Source organism: Microbulbifer variabilis, from assembly GCF_023716485.1.
Lineage (GTDB): Bacteria > Pseudomonadota > Gammaproteobacteria > Pseudomonadales > Cellvibrionaceae > Microbulbifer > Microbulbifer variabilis_B.
The window spans coordinates 1,756,847-1,771,361 of record NZ_CP092418.1 but is presented as its reverse complement, the minus strand read 5'-3'; the positions used below and the strand labels follow the sequence as shown (position 1 = coordinate 1,771,361).

Here is a 14,515-nt window from a genome sequence, read left to right as displayed (position 1 = left end):
AAAAAATACTCAATAATTATTCCGGAGGAGAATAGGTGATCAAGGAAAACAGCTTGCCGGTATTCCCCACATCCACTTATGTCACCAGTAGCCAAAGCCGGGATTCCCAGCAAGTCTATGAGGCTTTACGTAAAAGTGAAGAGCGCTATCGCGAACTGGTTGAGCATGCGAATTCCATCATTATGCGCTGCGACAGGCACGGGCGAATCACCTCTTTTAATGAGTATGCTCAACAACTTTTTGACTACTCTGAAACAGAAATTATTGGGCGGCATCTGATCGGCACCATAGTGCCCGCCTGCGAGTCCAGCGGCCGGGATCTACGTCAACTCATTCAACATGTTTGCGATAACCCACAAGAACATCGTTACAACATTAACGAGAACATCACCAAGTCTGGCAAGAGGGTTTGGATCGCCTGGACTAATAAAATCCTTTCAGATGAAAGTGGCTGCCCAACGGGCATACTCAGTATTGGAACCGATATCACCAAACAGCGCTTGCTGGAGGAGGAGTTGCGTCAAGCGCAAAAAATGCAGGCTATTGGCGAGCTAGCCGGCGGCATCGCACACGACTTCAACAATATGATTCATGGAATCAGTGGTTATGCCGAGGTTATCCAGCAGATAGCGGAAGATCCTCGTATCAGCGAATACACCAATCATATACTCACTACTGCCCGCCATGCCGCTGAGCTGACTAAGCAGCTGCTTACCTTTGCTCGCAAAGGTAACTATCAACTAAAAGATTGCAATACCCATGAAATCACCCGCGATGTCTGTGCCATGCTTGAGCGCACTATTGATCGGCGTATTCGCGTTGAACAGCAACTAGAAGCTGGCCGGCCTCATGTAGTCGGCGATCCAGCCCAGTTGAAAAGTGCATTATTAAATATCGGCATCAACGCCAAGGATGCCATGCCGAGTGGAGGCACTCTGCGTTTTAGTAGTAGTAATATTACCTTTGAAAAAATTACTACTATCGCAGATTTTGAAGTGCAACCTGGTCATTACCTGTTAATCACCATTCGCGATAATGGTACAGGTATGCCCCCTGAAGTGCGCCGCAGAATTTTTGAGCCTTTCTTCACCACTAAGGAATGCGGTCGGGGTGCCGGACTGGGTCTCGCCGCAGTGCATGGCACCATCCATTTGCATAAGGGGGCCATACAATGCCATAGCATTGAGGGAGAGGGCAGCACCTTTAATTTGTACCTGCCGATTGCCGAAGCAAAAGTAAGTAGACAGCAAAAACAAACTGTACCGCAATCTGTCAAACGCCAACTTCGTATTATGGTGGTGGACGATGAAGCCATTGTCCGCAGCTATTCGAAAACACTCTTTGAAATGAATGGCCACAGCGTAACCACTTTCGCTTCGGCGGAACAGGCGATCACCTATTACCGACAGCATTACGAACAGGTAGACCTGGTGATTCTCGATATGATTATGCCCGGAATGGATGGCCAGGAACTATTCGCCTTTCTGCAGCGCATCAACCCGGAGGTGAAAGCATTGCTTTCAACCGGGTTTAGTGTCGATAGCAAAGTCCAGGAAGTTATCAAAGATGGGGTTCTCGACTGTATCCAAAAACCTTTTACTTACGATAGGCTCAGCAACAAAATTGAGGAATTGATTTTAAGCGGGCAACTGATAACAACAGAGCTTTGAATATCTAAAATAACTTGTGTCTTAAAGCAAAAAAGCCACTTACTTTAAGAAAGTGGCACACTTACACGAATACTTGCCAGAGAAATTACACTGGCAAGTATTTTAAAGGATAATATGCGGGAGGTAGCGACTCATATCCTGAGTTATAAGATTACTATCCTCGCGAATTGAAATACCCGCAGCCATATCATCCACTAGCCAGCTACCCACCAGGGTAAAACTCTGACCAAACTTCGGCAGTGGATGCATAGCCTGATAGATAAAGCCCTCTTCTCCATAGGGCCCATCCGAAAGCGATTGCACATCTTCTCCGCGTACTACTGAAATATTGGCTCCCTCACGGGAGAAAATGGGCTTCTTAACCAGCTCCGAATAGCCCTCAGCTTTATCTAGCTCATCTTCGAAAAATGAAGGTAGTAAGTTGGGGTGTCCAGGAAACAACTTCCACAACATGGGCAGGAGTGCTTTATTGGATAATATCGCCTTCCAGGGTGGTTCCAACCAACGTACGTTATTGCCCCCCAACAGAGAGCCAAATTCCTCGCGGAACATAAACTCCCAAGGGTACAGTTTGAACATCCAGGTAATTACCTGATCGTCTAAATCGGTAAAATCTCCCTGCGCATCACAACCAATATCTTCGATAAATACAAAATGATTAGTGATGCCGGCTTCACTGGCACAATCTTGCAAATATTGAACCGTACCGCGGTCTTCTACCGTATCTTTGCAACAGGCAAAATGTAGTTCTCGACCAGGGGTCAGGAACTGTACATCGCGAAAGCGATTAACCAGCTTTTCCTGCAGGCTGTTAAATTGATCAGACTGTAGGGGAAGTGCCCGCCTATCTACATTATCCTGCAACCAAAGCCACTGCCAAAATCCCGTTTCATATAGGCTGGTAGGCGTGTCGGCGTTATTCTCATAAAGTTTGGCCGGCCCCTGCCCCGAATAGGCAAAATCCAAGCGAGAATAAAGGCTGGGGTCACCATTTTTCCAGGAATCGCGGACAAAATCCCAGTGCTGCTCCGGTATGCGGAAGCGCCTTAACAACGCCTCATCCTCAAGCACCTTAGCGACAACATCCAGGCACATTGCGTGGATTTCTTCGGTAGGGTCCTCGATATCCTGCTCTATCTGTTCCAAAGTGAACTGATAGTAAGCAGTTTCATCCCAGTATGGCTCCCCATACATGGTGTGAAAATGAAAACCAAACTCCTGCGCCCGCTCTTTCCAGCGCGGGCGCTCACCGATCGGCAACCTCAGCACCAATCACCCCCCCCAGCTTCGGGAGCGACTGCTACTAGAGCGTCCACCACCCCAGTTGGATTTGGCTGAAGCGACTGCTCCAAAGCCCCCGCGTGAAACCGTCTTGGTAACCTTGGGCTTGGGATCCATCGCAGTTTTATCTACGGTATAGGAGTTTTTACCGTAGCGGCCGATAACCTGACCATCAGCGGTCATCAAGCGATCATAATAGCGGGAGCCAGAGGCAGAATAACGGTATACCGGGTTGTAATGACCGTAGGAGTGATAGCGCCGGTCGTTATCATTCAATATGGAGGCGACCATAAAACCGGTCATCAGTGGCATCCAAAAACCGCTGCTACTCTCGCGACAACTACCGAACTCCGTCTCACACTGGGACAAATTGGCATATTTGGGCCCAGTCCGCTCAGCTTCCGCGAGGGCCTTCTGGTAAGCCGCCTCACATTGGGCTTCATCGAGCTGTGTATTATTCACACAGTCCTCGACAGAGGACACCACCTTAACCTCTTCATCGGAGGAGCAGCCCACCAGAGCCACGGTGATACCCATAGCCAGGGGGCGTAAAACAAAACTTGCCCCCCTGCCCTTGCGCATCCGCGCAAGATTAATATTTTTACTACGCTTCATCCTCACCTCCGCTTAATAGCTCATGCAAGCCGCGTTGAGGACACCAACAGAAATAGTGGTAGCTGCCAGCATAATACCCGCGCTAACTTCACCGTCTTCAATACGCTCAACAATACGTGGCATAAAGCCAAAACGAATAATCGCAAAGGCAATAAGCTGAGCGATTAGAGCAACCACTGCCCAAGTGGCAAAGTCAATAATGGAAACAGAGTTACTGGCAGCGCCGCCAACAGCAATGGCAAAACCCAGCACCGCACCACCAAATCCAATGGCAGCGGCTGCGTTTTTGTCTTCACGGATCAACTTCCATTCGTCATGGGGTGTCACTAGTGCATAAAGAAATTTAAACGCAATTAAAAATACCAGTGACAGGCCAAAATAGGCCGCAAAATGGAGGATACCAGTCATCAAATCGTAGGGCTGGTCCATTAATACATCTCCTTATTATCCGTGAATAGTCAGCTGTGATGGTGTCAAAGTTATACCGGTACTAATCACCAGACTGCGACTCAAGTAACCTGCGTCCTCCTCTTTCTCTTCCGCTGAAAGGAACAGGGATTCGGTACGCTGATCGGACAAATCGCGTTCGAAAAGCATGGTGAATTGGTCGGTGAGGGAATAGTCCCCATCGGCGTCATAGGTCTTCTCGGCCATATGCACCGGGTTGTGATAATCACCAGTAGCAGTCCAGACTCTCTGATAGTTACGGTCCTGCAATTGGTAATTAGCCGCACCGATTTCCTGCTTTAGAAGCCTGTCCCAAACCTGCTGATTGGCGACATCGAGGGTATCGTAAAAGTGAAACAGCTTTACGTCTACTACATGCTCATCACTTTGACCGCCTTCTGCCACAACCTGTAGCCAGGCATCGTCATCGGTATAAAACCGATAAACCCAGGCTCCATCGAGCTCTACAATTCCGGCGGCTTTGATAATCTGCGTTGGAGAACAGGATTCAATCGTGAGTTCATCCAGTATCAGGCGAATAGCCAATGGGTCCAGTTCAAAACTTGCGCCGAGTCGCAATCCCATAATTTCCGGGGTTTTCACCTTTGGAATATCTTTACCTTTGAGTTTGTCAATCAGCTTGGTAAACACGTACCTGTCCCCTCTCCTTCATTCATTTTTATATCGAAGCAGCGCTTTTCTGTAAGCCGCTTAGCAGAAATGTAATAGAGCATATCCCCCCTGTTCACCTCATCGGTCAACGCGGGGTTTACATCAATTTTAACTATTCCCTGACGACGCACGGCAATCAAGGTTGCGGACAAATTCTTTTTGAAATGATCAAACAGAGCAGAAAATAACAAAGGCCGTTCACCCTGATACTCAATACTGTACTGAGTCATTCCATAAGTGCTATCCAGTAGCTGCCTGTGTAATCTGGCAGAACCGGGGTCCAGGGAGGATTTAGCCAGTAATTCCACCGCTACTGAGGGGATGCATTCAATATTCGGGCAGTGTGAGCGCAATAGCTCACCGACATTTTCATCCTGAAAATAGGCTGTTTTATGACTATTGGGACTGAGTTTGTCACAGAACAAAGCTGTGGTGAGCGTGACATCATCCAGGGGATTATCGATAATTATTCGCGCGGCATCGACAAGTGCGGCGCGCTGCATGCTCTCAATATGGGAAAAGGATTCAACCCGGACAAAATCAATTTTACCCGGCATGGGATTCTCGATATCGGCTTCGACACAAAGCACGATATCTGTTGCTGTACCATTGGTTTTCGATAACAGCAGCTCTATCAAACGAAGGGTTCGCGTTCCATTCCAGCCAATTATAACCGTGTGATTTACATGGTTTGTCATGCGCAACCCTCTCTTTCCTCTATGCACAAACTCTGAAATTACAAAGCCCACCTTGGTAAGCACCAAAGCGAATAGACTCAATCCAAAGGGGATCACCCAGGTTGCCACAACCACTTTACCTGCGGGCGTTACCGGCGAGAAATCGCCATAGCCTACTGTGGAAGCAGTCACTATCAGCCAATATATAAAGTTGGCGGGGTCAACAATCTCATGCTCCCCTGCAGCACTGAGTAATAGGTAACTCCCCATTACATAACCCAGCACGCCGACAAGAATGGTTAGTATATTGGCCTTAACAAAAAGCGACGCCAGAAGGCGCCGCACTCGATAAAGTAGCACTGGATCAGGCCTTTTGGCGGCTCGCCAGTAGCTGGGCCAGCTTGTCGCTGCCGCTGACCTGGCCTCCGGGCTTAATGCCCGCCGCCTTCAGCTTGGCGTCCAGACCAGAGCCGCTTTCCTCTGTTGCCAGCTCTTCAGCAGCTTCCAGCTCCGCAGCACGCTCCTGTTGCTTGGTCTTGATACGATCAAGGCTGTCCAGGGCCGTTTTGATTTTGCTGTTAGCCCCCATATGGCGGGAGGAAACGGCTACTTGGGCCTTTTGCACAGATTCGGTGGCCTTGATCTGGTCAATCTGCTGCTCCATACGGCGGACATTAATTTTCGCCTTGGAGATATTCCCTTTCAGGGTACGCTCAGAGTTGATGAAGCCATCTAAGAGGCTCTGTTCCGTTTCGAGTTGAGCTTCCAGCTCAGTAACACGCTCGGCACACTCCAAGGCCAGGCTATCATCACCTTTCTCGCTGGCACTGATTGCGTGGTTGCTGTAAGTCTCAATATCGGCTTTTAGAGACTCTACCTTACTTTCTGCCAGCTTGCGCTTGGCCATGATTTTAGTCAGGTTCTCATCACAAGCTTTCAATTCGGCCTTTGCCTCCCGCAGTTCTTGATCGAGGATACGGATAGACTGGCTGTCCGCAACGGCTTCAGTTCCTTCATTGACCGCGCCTTTCAAGGCAGTCCAAATTTTTCTCAGGCTCATGCTACACCCTCCATTTCAAAATGATCAGCATATAAATCCAGGAAGTCACCCACATTGGAGAACAGGGTTTCAACTTCTTCAATTACCACTTCGTCCTTACTGGACACAGACAAAGCGCCAAAAGCGACATAGTAACGCTCACCGCCAATCATGGTGATGGCGATCGACGTCAGAGGAACCAGTTGATGAGTCTGGAGAATCAACTCATTAAGGGAGACCACGTCGGCTACCTGGCTGACCGGGAACAAGATGCTCTCGACAACGATTTGCTTCTCACCGACATAAACGAATGCATCGACTCCTTCGTCATTGGAAATACTGAGGCACTCTCCCTCAGATTCCACCACCCATCCGGTGTGGCTTTCCGCCAAATGGCGTAGATTCTCATGGTTCCAGGTCATCTCGACTCCCTCGCTGTGGAATATTAGTCACAAATATAGCATCAAAAAAAAGGCGGTCAATAACTTATTTCAAACTTATGTTGCAAATAATACACACAAAGATAATATTTACCACATAAGTGACATCAACTGTAACGGAGTCGAGCCCATGGACCACAAGCAAAGCCTCAGTAACCAGCAAGCACTGGCTCCGTACAAACAGGCTATCGCCCGCTATGTGCGCGCATCTATGGCTTTGCGGGGTATGCGTTACGGGGATCTCGCCCAGGCCCTGGCCGAAAGAGGGATTTCAATGACCACGGAAAACCTGCGTAGCAAGGTGAGCAAATGCATGTTTTCTGCAGATCTCCTGGCAGCCATCATTGATGCCTTATCGGTGGAAGACAGCGCCATGCCTGAAATCCTTAAGCAAGCGCGAGAACTGCAAGATCAAGGACTCAATACCGAACAATAGAGAAGCTAACATGCTCTATCATGCAGTACCAATAGGAAGTAAATCGCTAAACTCGAAGACAGAGCATGCTATAAAATCTAGCAACCAGGCCCGCTGAATAGCTAGTAGTGATGGAGCTTATAAACCGGCTCACCGTTACCACACTTACCGACAACCTCTGGTTCAGAGAGTTTGGCTCCTGCCGGTATTATTTTATTGGTTGGCCACCATACAAAACAGGCATAGCGAAAATTGACTGCCCAGTTACAGTAAAGGCGGCCGTCATCCTCCTCATAGAATCGCGCCTGACAAAAGCTTAAGGTCGGGCTTCGCACCCCCTGTTGCTGCTGGGCATCCACAAATATCACATCCACAGCTGCTACGGCAGTCACCCAAAAGCAGGGTATTAATAACCACAATTTCATAGGCGTACTCGGCTAAACTGCAAGCTGAACTCCTATAAAGCCTAGCAGCCCCGGCGCAACTTTCATTTTGTGTATCCACTTCTAAGAGTGAGCCCCCCACTACCCTAAAGGTGATCCCTCTTCAAAACCGCAAGAATACGTCTAAGGCAGTTCTCTGGGTCACGCTTCCAGCTGGCATAGGGTAATGGCAAAACAGTAACCCCCGCCCTGTGCAACACTTTATAAGTCTGAGTAGTAAAGTGATACCGATACTCCCCAGGAAAACCGATCAAATCCACCCCCAGGACTCGGCCGTGGTATTCGCAAACCACATCAATACGCTGGCCGGCGATAGGGAATGCAACCCAATGTCTGACCTCCGCCATCCGTAGGCTCGCACTTACCTCTTCAGCAAACTCGCAGGGAAAAACTTTTTGTGGAGCACTTAGGCCCACCTCATGTTCAAAATCAACATAGCGGCGCAGCAAGTGCTCAGGTGACAGGGATTCTGGGCTGATGGAATAAGCTACCAACTGTCTCTCTTTAGCCCGGGTCACAGCAACATTAAACATGTCGGCACGATTAAGATAAGTCGCTGCACGCAGGGACTGATTGTCTACAGAAAAAGACAGGAGCATCAGGTCCCGCTCCTCTCCCTGAAATCCGTAAGGGGTTGCAACCAAGACGGAGAAACTGCGCAGCACATCTGCCGGGAAGGCCTTATCCACTTCGGATGCCAGATAATCCGCCTGCTCCCTGAAAGGAGAAAGAATTCCAACCGTTGGCTTGAGTGGTGAGTCGGCATAGCGATGAGTATGTTCACGCAGCTGCTCAAGTATCCAATCCTTTTCCAGCCGATTTCTGCCATTTTTTGCTCGCTTTCCCTCCAAGTAATGCAGAGTTAAAGTCCTCTCACTGGAGGCTACCGGTCTAGCCTGCATTACCTTGAGTCGATCTGTATAAAAAGAGTTATTGCTAAAAGCAATTAACTCCGGCTGACTACGATAGTGTTCATCCAGTAAGGTAACGGCTTGCTGACTACCCAGGGAGTCAGAGACAATATCCAACAAGGACTGGTCCCGGTAACTCAACTTCATAGGTAATTCTTCAAGGCTGCCTAGGTCTTCCCACAACTGTTGTTGTTGCGCCACAGATAAAAAGGAGACGTGACGCAGCTGCTTGCCATCCCCGACGACAACCGCACGTTTTGCTCGCTGCAATGCTGGTAGGGCGCTGGCGATATCACACTGGGTGGACTCATCAAAGATAACGAGATCAAAGAGCTCGCGGGAGAGAGGCAATACTTCATTTAGCTCATCCAGGCTCACAAGCCAAATTGGGTACGCCTGTAAAACAACCTGCATATTCGTTTGAGCAAAATGCTCTGCTTGTGTTTTGGAGGTTCTAGCCCTGAGAGCCTGATTGAAAGCCGATAAATGCCTTCTTTCATGCTTTAAAAGATTTAGAAGGGCCTCTTTTCGATAAGCATTAATAAATCGAGACGCATGCCGCTCAAAATTTTTACGCAAGGTTCCGATTACCTCCTGGAATTCCCACAGTGATTCCGTATCCAGTTGCCTACCTAAAATACGCAATCTCAATGCCACCAACCAAGCGGCAAAACCATCGGAACCGAGTTTCTGAGCAGCTCTTAACGCCCCATTAAAGCGGCGCTCAGCTTTACGCATTGATTTGAGTGTTACTTTAAGACCACGCTTTAGGTTGGCAGCGCTCACCTCGGGAGCTTCAACCCCTTCTTTGAGCAAAGAATCCAAATGAAATTTCAGGCTGGGTATAAACCCCTTTTCACCCGCATGTACATACCCTTCCTGTAAGTCATAGTCCTCACGCAACTTCTGCCGTACAACATCTATGGCCTGGGGGGTTTTAGAAACTACCAAAACAGTATTGCCATGCAGCATTTGGTCAATCGCCATTGCGGCAATGGTAAAACTCTTACCGGTGCCTGGCGGGCCAGAAACCAGACTCAAGGGCATCTTCGCGGCATTTTGCAATGTCCTTTCCTGAGCTTCACTCAAAAGTCCCGGCAGCATCTCCGGCTCACTGTCACTTTGCAGGAAATCAACAACCTCCTCCCCAAGGGCCAAATTTAATGGAGCAGAAAAGTTTCGTTCTCGGCCTAGAAGTTTCAGCTCATGAAGGACACCTCGCGATCCCCGCGACCTATCAGCCAGAATGAGGGCGCAAGCACTACTTATTGCCAGAGCTGGAGCCCTGCCCAACTCATCACAATCAACCGCCTGTAGATTCGGCCAGCGGCTAATCTCTTCAATACCGGTTAACCGACTGTTTTGTTCCAGCCAGCGCCCCATGGCTGCCACCTGGGGACTATCCAGCGGAAAGCTCGGTATAGGGAAGCTATCTGTTACTCTTGAGTCTATATCCGGCTTAAGGATCAAGCGCAGCAGTGGAAGGTTGATATGGAGATCAGCCGAGTTGACCTCCACAAAATACTCTTCGTCAGAACAAAGACGGGCAGGAAAATACAGTAGCGGGGCACACAATTGACGCTTGGAACTAAGCCCTAGCTGGCTCGGGAGTTCACCAGAGATCAAGAACACCGAATAGATTAAACTGCGCTCTTTTCGGTAAGCATCCGTTAGCTCTACGAGCTTAGTAACCGAGGTCCCCACCAATGGTACTCTGGGCAACTCTCCACTGGCTAAAAAGTCCCGCTCTCTGAAAAATACCCGGCGATTACCCGAAAGCCGGGCAATATTACTCAGTGATAAATCATGACTATCCGCCTGATAGCAGCGTCTGAAATATTCGACCAACAACTTGGAGGAGTCCCGCATAACCATCCATGCTTCCAATTAGAGGCAAAGTCCTGCCCGAAATTGTACCACCGGGACGACACTCCCCACTCAATGTGCCAGTTGGCATTTAGACTGGCTAGCCCTCACTCGCTATTGTGCGTAGTTTGCGAGATTCATCTCGACTCAGGCTCAGTCCATATTTCTCTACGATAGAAATAAATCGCTGAACATATATTTTACCGACGGGCGCATAGGGTGGCATCCACTCATCAGGCCCTTTGTGCCCTTTACTTTGATTGCGGCCATCATCCACCAACCAGAGGTTATCGATATCCTCAGCAAAGTGCCTTTTCTTTGCGCGGCTCCACCCAGCTCCTCCATGATCATGGGCCCACTTAAGGGGCACAATATGCTCCACATCCAGATCAGAAGCTTTGCTGTAAAAATTGCCGGTATAAGGATCTAGCCACAACCCAGTATCCACCTTACAGCCGTTGGCGCGAGTATAAGTAACTGGCGAAAGGGAGTACCGTATCAACAGCTCATGTCGGGTATCTTGGCAATCCCTATCTGTATCAGACCACTTGGGTAACCACTCTGATCTCTCATAACTAATCGCCAGAGCAGAAAAGCTGAAAGAAAATAAAAAGAAGCACACACAAAATCTTGAAATTGACCGAACACTCATACATCAACTACCAATCAAATCAGATCTTTAGATTACTAGAAAACTGATCGGGATTGTATGTACCGGTTCAAACTGAGGTAAAACGAAACCATTAATTACCTACAAGCAGCGAAAGGAAAAAATAAGTGTATGAACCGGCGCAACGGAGGCAGTTAGAAACCACGAGTACCAGGGAAAGGAAGGATGATCCCACGCAATACTTAAAAAGGCATTGCGCAGGATCTCGAATTACCCACCATCAACGCAGGCTCATCGCACTATACAGAGACAATCTCTTTAGCAGGGGCTGGCTGCGACTTTAAATTCACCTCATCTAGATTACCTTCCACCTCATTAGGCTTAACCTTGTGGAAGACCGCGTAGAAAACAGGGATAGCAATCAGCGTAAGCACAGTGGCAAAACCCAGCCCCCCCATAATGGTTACGGCCATATCCGCAAAGAAAGCATCAAATAGCAGTGGCGACATTCCTAAAATAGTGGTCACAGCTGCAAGGAAGACCGGACGCAAGCGACTTACGCTAGCACGCTGAATAGCAGTGAGTCTGGGCAGGCCCGCATGTGTTTGCACTTCGATCTCATCGACCAAAACCACAGCGTTTTTAATCAGCATTCCGGATAAACTCAATACACCAAGAAGTGACATAAATCCGAAAGGCAGCCCCGTCGCCAACAAGCCTACAACTACGCCCACCAAACACATGGGAACTACCAGCCAGATAATTACGGGCTCACGTACAGTACCGAACAACAAGATCGATACCAGGATCATGATTAGGAAGCCAAGTGGCAAGCCTTTACCCAGAGACTTCTGTGCATCGGTAGAGCTTTCATACTCACCACCAAATTCCACTTTAAAGCCTGGTGGTAACTGCATACTTTCTACCCAGGGGCGAATTCTCCCAAACGCGGCCATAGCAGTAACGCCTTCCGGAGCATCGGCACTGATAGTGATGGTCGGAACCCTATCGCGTCTTTGGATCAGGCCCTCATCTGCAGTAACCTCAAAATCCGTGATCAACTGTCCCGCCGGAATATACCCTTGCTCGTTAGGGCTCCAGACCAAACGATCCTCCAGGGAACCCACTTGATTCCTATCCCCTTCCGGCATTCGCGCAATAATAGGGATAATACGATCGCCGCTCTCAAAATCACCCACGGTATAACCGGCAGAGGCAAATTGAATCATCCGGCTAATATCGGTATTCGTGACACCAGCTACGCGAGCGCGCTCATCATCAAGGTGCGCATGGATAGTCGGCTCTCTACTGCGCCAATCATGGCGAATATCTTCCAGGCCCTTCTCGCGAAACTGTTGCTCAACATCTACGGCAAGCGCACGCAAGGTCTGAAAATCCTGACCAGAAATTCGCACTTCCACATCGGCACCACCACCAGGGCCAAACACCAGGCGCTTAAAGGTAATCAATGCTTCAGGCTGCTCTTCACGTAACTGCGCCTTTGCCCTCTCTATCAGTTGAGCGATCTGCTCGCGATTCTCAGTGCGAACAATTAGCTGACCATAGGAAGCGTTGGGCGGTTCAGGAGCATAAGTGAGCATAAAGCGATCGGCTCCCCGACCAGCTACAGCCGTTACCGAAACCACCTCATCCTGCTCTTTAAAATACTTTGTTGCCTGTTGAAGAGCCTTATCAGTACGGTTGATATCACTGCCCTGTGGTAAGAAGTAATTCACATAGAACAGCGGTGCATTGGAGTTGGGGAAGAATCCCTGCTTTACAAACCCAAAAGCAAAATAGCTTACTAATGTAACGGCAACGAGTAAGCCGATGGTGAGGCCACGATGCCTTAATGCTCCTGCTAAGGCTCCGGAATACATGTTATAAAAACGACCATTATAGGGGTCTTCAGAATCTGAATTCTTACCGGGTTTGAACAGGTGATACCCCAAATAGGGCGTTACAGTTACAGCGAGAATCCAGCTGAGCAGCAATGAAATCCCAATCACAGCAAACAGCGAGAAGAGGAATTCACCGGTGGCATCATCAGACAGTCCAATACCAGAGAAAGCCATAATACCAATTACAGTGGCCCCCAAAAGCGGCCAGAATGTTTGGCGCACTACCCGGCTGGCAGCGCTCTTGGGCTCCTCATTTCGTTGAACCCCCATCAACATGCCTTCTGCAACTACGATAGCATTATCAACCAACATACCCATGGCAATAATGAGGGCACCAAGAGAAATCCTCTGCAGGTTCAAACCAAACAGGTTCATGATTAATACGGTACCCAGAACCGTAAGACCAAGTACGGTACCCACCACCACACCAGAGCGCCAGCCCATAAATACACAGAGTACGAGGGTAACGATCACAACTGAAGAGACCAGATTAAACAGAAAGCCATCGACACTCTCTTCTACCACTTGGTGCTGGGCATAAACCGGGTGAATTTCCACCCCCAGCGGCAGTGCCTGTTTTATCTCCTCAAGCTTGGCCTCTACAGCCTTACCAACATTAACAATATTGGTATTTTCAGCTCCCGCTATACCAAGTAATACCGCCTGATTTCCATCATAACGGGCGATAAAGCTAGGGCTTTCATCGTAACCCAGGGAGATATCTGCGATATCTCTGATGGCCAACATTGCCGTTGAACCAGGTACGCCCACAAGAATATTACGGATTGCTTCCAAGTCACTTGCAGGATTATCCACTACGATGCGGGTGCGCAAATCCTGACCACCGATTTCCCCAACTTTCTGTGTGGAGCTTTCCGATTGCAGAACCTGGGCTAGATCATCGAGAGAGAAACCAAACTGGGCGAGTCGGGACTCATCAATATCCAAATAGGCGACTTCATCAATGATTCCAGAACGGGAAACTTTCGCCACCCCCTCAACACCGAGCAGTTCACGACGAATCGCTTTGGTGATTTCACGCATTTCGGTCAGGGAAAAACCCTCGCCGGTAATCGCATAATAAATACCGTAGACTTCACCGAAGTCATCATTGACCACCGAGGGATATGCCCCACTGGGAAGGTCACTTTGGGCATCATTAACTTTGCGACGCAGCTCATCCCATACCTGAGCCAGTTCTGCGGAGGCGTATTGATCCTTAATCTCTACACGGATTTCCGACATTCCCGGACTAGAGGTAGAGGTTACCTTATCCAGCTGTCCCATTTGCTGGATAGCAACCTCAAGCTTTTCCGTAACCTCCTCTTCCACCCTTTGTGCACTGGCACCGGGATAGAAGGTATACACTCGCGCTTCTTTAATGGTAAAGGCAGGGTCTTCAAGGCGGCCAATATCCGAAAGCCCCCAGAGTCCGCCGATCAGGCAAATCAACATTAGTAGCCAGCTATAAACCGGCTTTTCGATAAATGTGTCAGAAATCTTCACAACATTTCCCCCCTGTTCACAG

The 14,515-nt window shown here is 48.9% G+C and carries 13 protein-coding genes; 2 read left to right on the top strand and 11 right to left on the bottom strand.

Going from position 1 to position 14,515, the window contains the following annotated elements; translation table 11 throughout:
- Positions 1 to 35 precede the first annotated feature (35 nt).
- Complete coding sequence (locus MJO52_RS07995) at positions 36 to 1,670, top strand: PAS domain-containing sensor histidine kinase (protein WP_252085413.1); 1,635 nt, start codon at positions 36 to 38, stop codon at positions 1,668 to 1,670.
- 102 nt (positions 1,671 to 1,772) lie between these two features.
- On the opposite strand, the gene MJO52_RS07990 is transcribed toward MJO52_RS07995, so the two are convergent.
- Genes MJO52_RS07990 through MJO52_RS07960 form a run of 7 tightly spaced genes read right to left on the bottom strand, consistent with a single transcriptional unit; the run spans position 1,773 to position 6,823 of the window.
- On the bottom strand, positions 1,773 to 2,939 hold the full coding sequence (locus tag MJO52_RS07990; RefSeq protein ID WP_252085412.1) for a glutathionylspermidine synthase family protein: 1,167 nt from the start codon (positions 2,937 to 2,939) through the stop codon (positions 1,773 to 1,775).
- A 3-nt stretch (positions 2,940 to 2,942) separates the two neighbouring features.
- Positions 2,943 to 3,566, bottom strand: coding sequence for a DUF1190 domain-containing protein (locus MJO52_RS07985; RefSeq protein WP_252085411.1), 624 nt, complete (start codon positions 3,564 to 3,566; stop codon positions 2,943 to 2,945).
- Positions 3,567 to 3,578: 12 nt separating this feature from the next.
- Positions 3,579 to 3,995, bottom strand: a complete 417-nt coding sequence (locus MJO52_RS07980) for a DUF350 domain-containing protein (RefSeq protein ID WP_252085410.1) — start codon at positions 3,993 to 3,995, stop codon at positions 3,579 to 3,581.
- Between the two features lie 15 nt (positions 3,996 to 4,010).
- A complete protein-coding gene (locus MJO52_RS07975) occupies positions 4,011 to 4,664 on the bottom strand; it encodes a YjfK family protein (RefSeq protein WP_252085409.1) in 654 nt (217 codons plus the stop codon).
- A complete protein-coding gene (locus MJO52_RS07970) occupies positions 4,649 to 5,722 on the bottom strand; it encodes a potassium channel protein (RefSeq protein WP_252085408.1) in 1,074 nt (357 codons plus the stop codon). The genes MJO52_RS07975 and MJO52_RS07970 overlap by 16 nt, the downstream gene beginning before the upstream one ends.
- Before the next feature lie 4 nt (positions 5,723 to 5,726).
- The gene (locus MJO52_RS07965) at positions 5,727 to 6,422 is read right to left on the bottom strand and encodes a PspA/IM30 family protein (protein WP_252085407.1); all 696 of its coding nucleotides are present in this window, start codon (positions 6,420 to 6,422) and stop codon (positions 5,727 to 5,729) included.
- Entirely contained in the window at positions 6,419 to 6,823 is a 405-nt protein-coding gene (locus tag MJO52_RS07960) for a DUF2170 family protein (RefSeq protein WP_252085406.1), read from the bottom strand. Before MJO52_RS07960 ends, MJO52_RS07965 begins: the two co-directional genes overlap by 4 nt.
- A gap of 148 nt (positions 6,824 to 6,971) precedes the next feature.
- On the opposite strand from MJO52_RS07960, the gene MJO52_RS07955 reads away from it, so the two are divergent.
- Complete coding sequence (locus MJO52_RS07955) at positions 6,972 to 7,277, top strand: DUF6471 domain-containing protein (RefSeq protein WP_252085405.1); 306 nt, start codon at positions 6,972 to 6,974, stop codon at positions 7,275 to 7,277.
- Positions 7,278 to 7,378: 101 nt separating this feature from the next.
- Here MJO52_RS07955 and MJO52_RS07950 read toward each other — a convergent pair whose 3' ends face one another.
- From MJO52_RS07950 to MJO52_RS07935, 4 genes are all read right to left on the bottom strand, one after another.
- Complete coding sequence (locus MJO52_RS07950) at positions 7,379 to 7,681, bottom strand: hypothetical protein (RefSeq protein ID WP_252085404.1); 303 nt, start codon at positions 7,679 to 7,681, stop codon at positions 7,379 to 7,381.
- Positions 7,682 to 7,785: 104 nt separating this feature from the next.
- A complete protein-coding gene (locus MJO52_RS07945; protein WP_252085403.1) occupies positions 7,786 to 10,485 on the bottom strand; it encodes a DEAD/DEAH box helicase in 2,700 nt (899 codons plus the stop codon).
- 91 nt (positions 10,486 to 10,576) lie between these two features.
- Positions 10,577 to 11,128, bottom strand: coding sequence for a GmrSD restriction endonuclease domain-containing protein (locus tag MJO52_RS07940; protein WP_252085402.1), 552 nt, complete (start codon positions 11,126 to 11,128; stop codon positions 10,577 to 10,579).
- Positions 11,129 to 11,385: 257 nt separating this feature from the next.
- Positions 11,386 to 14,493: an efflux RND transporter permease subunit gene (locus MJO52_RS07935; RefSeq protein ID WP_252085401.1), complete on the bottom strand. Its 3,108-nt coding sequence runs from the start codon at positions 14,491 to 14,493 to the stop codon at positions 11,386 to 11,388.
- Positions 14,494 to 14,515 lie beyond the last annotated feature (22 nt).

Excerpts from the sequence above, each read along its gene's own strand:
- MJO52_RS07985 (WP_252085411.1), bottom strand. The coding sequence starts at position 3,566 with ATGAAGCGTAGTAAAAATATTAATCTTGCGCGGATGCGCAAGGGCAGG.
- MJO52_RS07980 (WP_252085410.1), bottom strand. The coding sequence starts at position 3,995 with ATGGACCAGCCCTACGATTTGATGACTGGTATCCTCCATTTTGCGGCC.
- MJO52_RS07965 (WP_252085407.1), bottom strand. The coding sequence starts at position 6,422 with ATGAGCCTGAGAAAAATTTGGACTGCCTTGAAAGGCGCGGTCAATGAA.
- MJO52_RS07960 (WP_252085406.1), bottom strand. The coding sequence starts at position 6,823 with ATGACCTGGAACCATGAGAATCTACGCCATTTGGCGGAAAGCCACACC.
- MJO52_RS07955 (WP_252085405.1), top strand. The coding sequence starts at position 6,972 with ATGGACCACAAGCAAAGCCTCAGTAACCAGCAAGCACTGGCTCCGTAC.
- MJO52_RS07950 (WP_252085404.1), bottom strand. The coding sequence starts at position 7,681 with ATGAAATTGTGGTTATTAATACCCTGCTTTTGGGTGACTGCCGTAGCA.
- MJO52_RS07945 (WP_252085403.1), bottom strand. The coding sequence starts at position 10,485 with ATGGTTATGCGGGACTCCTCCAAGTTGTTGGTCGAATATTTCAGACGC.
- MJO52_RS07940 (WP_252085402.1), bottom strand. The coding sequence starts at position 11,128 with ATGAGTGTTCGGTCAATTTCAAGATTTTGTGTGTGCTTCTTTTTATTT.